This window comes from Kitasatospora sp. NPDC004240 (assembly GCF_053603215.1).
This window is the reverse complement of record NZ_JBSGFD010000361.1, coordinates 1-4,577: the sequence shown is the minus strand read 5'-3', so window position 1 is coordinate 4,577 and position 4,577 is coordinate 1. Positions and strand designations below refer to the sequence as shown.

Genomic DNA, 4,577 nt, shown 5'->3' with positions numbered 1-4,577 from the left:
GATGCCCGGGCCGGAGGTGGTGGTCACCCCGAGCGCGCCGCCGAAGGCCGCGCCCGGGGCCGCGCCGGAGCCGTCCCGCTCGAAGGCGACCGCACCGGCCAGGCCCGCGCTCGCTCCGACCACCAGGCCGGCCCCGGCGGTGCCCAGCAGGGCCCGCCGGGTGAACCCGGCCCCGATCGCCCCGCCGTGCCCGGGGACGTTGTGCTGCTCCATCGCTCAGCCGACCTTCAGTTCCTTGATCTCGGTGGTCTGGTCGATCTCCGAGGAGCGGACCAGCACCGAGACCACCCACCGGCCGGGCAACGGGAGCTGGGCGGTGCCGCTCCAGCTGCCGGTGCCCCGCGGGGTCAGCGGGACGGTCAGCGGGCCGAGGTCGCGGTCCGGCAGGGTGAACGCGAGCTCCACCTCGGGCACCTCGACCGGCTGTCCGTCCGCGCCGGTCAGCGTGAGGCCCACCTCGTTGGGCCCGGTGCCGACCGGGTTGACCGTCACCGTCGCGGTGCCCTTGGCACCCGGCGTGCGGCCCTTGGTGTCGTACGGGATCTTGAGCTCGGTGGTCCGGCCCGGGACGGTCTTCGGGGCGGGACCGGCGGGCACCGCGGGGCCCGCCCCGGCCGGCTGCGCGCCGCCGGCGGCCGCGATCTCGCCGGCCACCCGGCCGGGCGGGGAGTTGGTGAGCATGGTGGTGACGACCAGCACGGCCACCGCGACGGCGGCCTCCACCAGCACCGAGCGGCGCAGCCCGGCGCGGGCCGGGGTGATCGCCCGGTCGCGGGTGGCGGTGGCCCGGGCGGCCCGCTGCCGGGCCAGCTGGGCCTGCCGGACGGGGTCCTCGGAGGCCGCCGCGCCCGGCTCCTCGGAGGCCGCCGCGACGGCGACCGGCTCCGGGACGAGCGCCGGCTCGGCGTCCGCCGCGGGGAGGTCGGCACGCAGCCGGGCCGCCCAGGCGCGCGAGATCCAGGCGACCCCGAGCATCGCGATCACGCAGCCGGTCTTCACCAGCAGCAGCCGCCCGTACTCGGTGTCGGTCAGCGCGCCCCAGCTGCCGAGGCCGCGCCAGGACTGGTAGAGGCCGGTGGCGGCGAGCACCGCGACCGCGCCGAGGGCGAGCCGGGAGAAGCGGTCGACGGCCGCCGCGCCGAGGCCGTGCCGCAGCCCGACCGTCAGGGCGGCCAGGCCACCGAGCCAGAGCGCCATGGCGATCAGGTGGAGCATGCCGAGCGGCAGCGCCAGCCAGACCTGGATGCCCACCGAGGCGTGGTCGGCGCCGACCCAGGTCGCGGAGAGGGCCACCGCCAGCACCAGTCCGGCCGCCCCGAGGCCGAGCCGGGCCTCGCGCTGCGGCCGTTCGGCGGCGCGCCGCTCCAGCGCGCGCAGCTCGGCGGCCTCCGCGTCGTCCCGGTCCTCCCCGTCCCGCACCGCGGTGTCGGAGGGTCCGTCGGCCGCCTCCGGGGCGACCTCCGGCCGGGGGGTCTGCCCGAGGTGGCCGACCAGCAGCGACAGGAACACCCCGCTCGCCGCGAGCAGCAGCAGCCGGGCCGCCAGCGCGGTGCCGATCCGCTCGTCCAGCGTGGTGCGCACCAGCGAGAGGTCGAAGGCCTGCCCGATCCCCGAGCCCCGCTCGTACGGGCCGCGCAGCATCAGCACCGCGACGGTGGAGACCAGCAGGGCCACCCACCCGGTCATCAGCAGCCGCTGCACCTGCCGCAGCGCCACCCCGGCCGGCCAGCAGAGCAGGACGAAGCCGGCGGCGCCGACCAGCAGGGCGAAGGCCGCGTACGCGACCGTGCGGGCGGTGCCGTACGCCGCGGCGACCGTGCCGTCGGGCTCGGCGTTCTGCAGGGCGGTGGCGGAGACCTTGGTGTCGGAGGGCGCGCCGATCGAGAAGACGAAGGCGCCGCCGATCGGGTGGGAGTCCTCCGAGACGGCCCGCCAGGCGACCGTGTAGGTGCCGCCGGCGAGGCCCGGCCGCAGGCCGATCCGGGCGGTGTTGTCCTTGCCGTCGGCGTGCACCGGGCTGCCGGTCTCGACGGCCTGGCCGGCCGGGTCGAGCACCTTCACCGAGTCCCCGGACAGCGAGACGGCCTCGCTGAAGGTCAGCGTGACGGCCGCCGGCGCGGCCGGCAGGACGGTGTTCTGCGCGGGGTCGGTGGACTGCAGGGTGGCGTGCGCCGCGGCCGGTCCGGCCCCGGCGAGCATCAGCGCCAGGACGGCACCGAGCACGCCGAGCAGCCCGGCGATCCTGCGGTGGCTGGCCTTCACCATCTGAACCATCTGAGCGGTTACCTCAACTCTGGCCGGGGCGGTAGGTGAGCTCCCTGACCGGGACCTTCACGGCGATGGTGCCGGCCTGGGCGAAGGTCAGGTCGAGTTCGACCTCGTCGCCGAGGGCCGGCGCCTTCCCCCAGCCCATGATCATGAGGTGGTTGCCGCCGCGGGCGAGCTGCAGCGCGCCGTGCGCGGGGACCTCCAGGCGGTCCACCTGCTCCATGGTGCCGGCGGTCGAGCGGTGCATGGTGACCGAGGCCGCGCCGGGGCTGGAGACCTTGATCAGCTGGTCGCCGCCGCCGCCGTCGTTGCGGACGGTCAGGTAGCCGGCCGCCGTCCCGCCGGCCGGGGGCAGCGGGATGTAGGGGTCGGCGACGCTCAGCACCGCCGCTCCGGCGGCGGCGCCGTCCTCGTCGCCCGCACCGCAGGCGACCAGGAGGGCGCCGCCGCCGAGTGCCGTCGCCAGCACCGCCCCCGCGAGCGCGGTCCGGCGGAACGCGGCGCCGCCGCGCCGGTCGCCCTTCACGCGGTGACCCCCTTGGCGAGCAGCGGCAGGTCGTGCTCGTAGGTCTTCTCCTCGGTGCCGCTCATGTAGAGCACGTGGGCCTTGTCGTCGGTGGGCAGGAAGGCCAGCACCTGGGCGCCGTGGGTGGAGGTGACCGTGCCGTCCGCGTTGACCACCGGGTCCTCGATCATGATGCCGAGCGACTTGGCGGCGGCCTTCACCTTGGCGAGGTCGCCGGTGAGGCCTATGAAGTCCTTGCCCATCGAGTCGAGCCAGGTGCGCAGCACCGCGGGGGTGTCCCGCTGGGGGTCGGTGGAGACGAAGACGATGTTGAGCTTCTGCCGCTCCTCGGCCGGGAGCTTGGACATCGCCACGCCGATGTCGCCCATGGTGGTCGGGCAGACGTCGGGGCAGCTGGTGTAGCCGAAGAAGAGCAGGGTGGCCTTGCCGGCCGTCCTCGCGCGCAGGTCGAAGGGCTGGCCGGAGGTGTCGGTCAGCTGCAGGTCGGGCTTCTCGAAGTGCTTGCTGAGCGCGGTGCCCTGGTACGGCGATTCGCTCTTCTGCCGGGTGACCTTGGCGGTGGTGGCGCCCCCGCCGTCGGAGCCGCAGGCGGAGAGGGTGAGCGCGGCGGCGAGGGCCAGGGCGGCGGCGCCGGCCAGGCGGGCGGCGCGGGGGGTGCGGGGCATGGGGTTCCGTTCGTGCGCGGGAGGGTCGTCACGGGTGGGCCGCGGGCGGGCTGGGGGCGGGCCCACGGCGGGGTCGGTCCCGGGGCCGGGCGGGGCCGGGTCCGCTCCGGGACCCGGCCCCGCCCGTACGGGCGTCAGGCGTTCTTGCGGCGCAGGCCGAGGAAGCCGAGGGCGGCGCCGACCACGCCGACCACGATGCCGACCACGCCGAGGGTACGGGCGGTGGAGTCGCTCGACGCGGTGTCGGCGGCGGCGGTCTTGGCGCCGCCGTCGTGGCTGTCGTGGCTGCCGGCCGGGGCGGCGGAGGCGCTGGCGGTGGCACCCGCGGCGGGGGCGGGGGCGGCGCCGTGGCCGTCACCGGCGGCGGCCTTGGTGAGCTTCAGCACGGGCGCGGGCTTGGCCGGCTCGGGCTGGCCCTCCTTGGCCTCGTCGATCCAGCGCACGACGTCGCCGTTGTCGTAGCTCTGCAGCGCCTTGAAGGTGAGCGCCTCGGTGTCGGTGGGCAGCGGGCCGAGCGAGACCCGGAACTCCTGGAACTGGCCGGGGGCGATCTTCACGCCGGGGTCGGCGGTCCAGGTGATCTTGGAGACGGCCTCGTTGACGTCGTTGCCGTGGACCTTGATCGGCTTGTCGATCTTGGCCTTCTCGACGGTGGCGGTCCAGCCCGGCATGGGCAGGGTGCGGACGGACGCCAGCGGGTGGTCCATCGGCAGGTTGACCTCCAGCTTCACGGTGGAGGCGGTGTCGCTCTCGTTCGGGACCCGGAAGTCGACCGCGGTGTAGCCGCCCTGCTGGGCGTTGCCGGGCTGCACGGTCACGTGCGCGAGGGCCGGACCGGCCAGCACCACGACGGAGGTGGCGGCGGCGAGGGCGGAGGCGGCGATGCGACGGGCGGGAAGGGAACGCATGATGGCGTGGTCTCCGTATCGGGGCTCGGCGGGGCGCCCGGATCACCGGGCGGGCCCGCTCCGGGCACGGATGCTCCGTGCCACGGCGGTGGGGGCGAGTGGGGGGCCGCGTCCTCAGGCGTGGAAGGAACTGGAGGTCCCCGAGGGATTCCGCGCCGAGATCCTCGACGGGGTCATCGTGCGGACGGCGTACGGGGAGGAGGCGGTCGT

At 76.0% G+C, this 4,577-nt stretch carries 4 protein-coding genes and 1 pseudogene; all 5 read right to left on the bottom strand.

The annotated features are described in order from the left end of the window. A pseudogene (locus ACWEQL_RS41170) lies at positions 1–213 on the bottom strand (hypothetical protein); the annotation flags it as partial. 3 nt (positions 214–216) lie between these two features. Next, on the bottom strand, positions 217–2,274 hold the full coding sequence (locus ACWEQL_RS41165) for a copper resistance CopC/CopD family protein (protein ID WP_452156552.1): 2,058 nt from the start codon (positions 2,272–2,274) through the stop codon (positions 217–219). 13 nt (positions 2,275–2,287) lie between these two features. Next, complete coding sequence (locus ACWEQL_RS41160) at positions 2,288–2,794, bottom strand: copper chaperone PCu(A)C (RefSeq protein ID WP_452156550.1); 507 nt, start codon at positions 2,792–2,794, stop codon at positions 2,288–2,290. Further along, positions 2,791–3,459: an SCO family protein gene (locus tag ACWEQL_RS41155; RefSeq protein ID WP_452156548.1), complete on the bottom strand. Its 669-nt coding sequence runs from the start codon at positions 3,457–3,459 to the stop codon at positions 2,791–2,793. Before ACWEQL_RS41155 ends, ACWEQL_RS41160 begins: the two co-directional genes overlap by 4 nt. A 134-nt stretch (positions 3,460–3,593) precedes the next feature. Next, positions 3,594–4,367, bottom strand: coding sequence for a YcnI family copper-binding membrane protein (locus tag ACWEQL_RS41150; protein ID WP_452156546.1), 774 nt, complete (start codon positions 4,365–4,367; stop codon positions 3,594–3,596). Between the last annotated feature and the right edge of the window lie 210 nt (positions 4,368–4,577).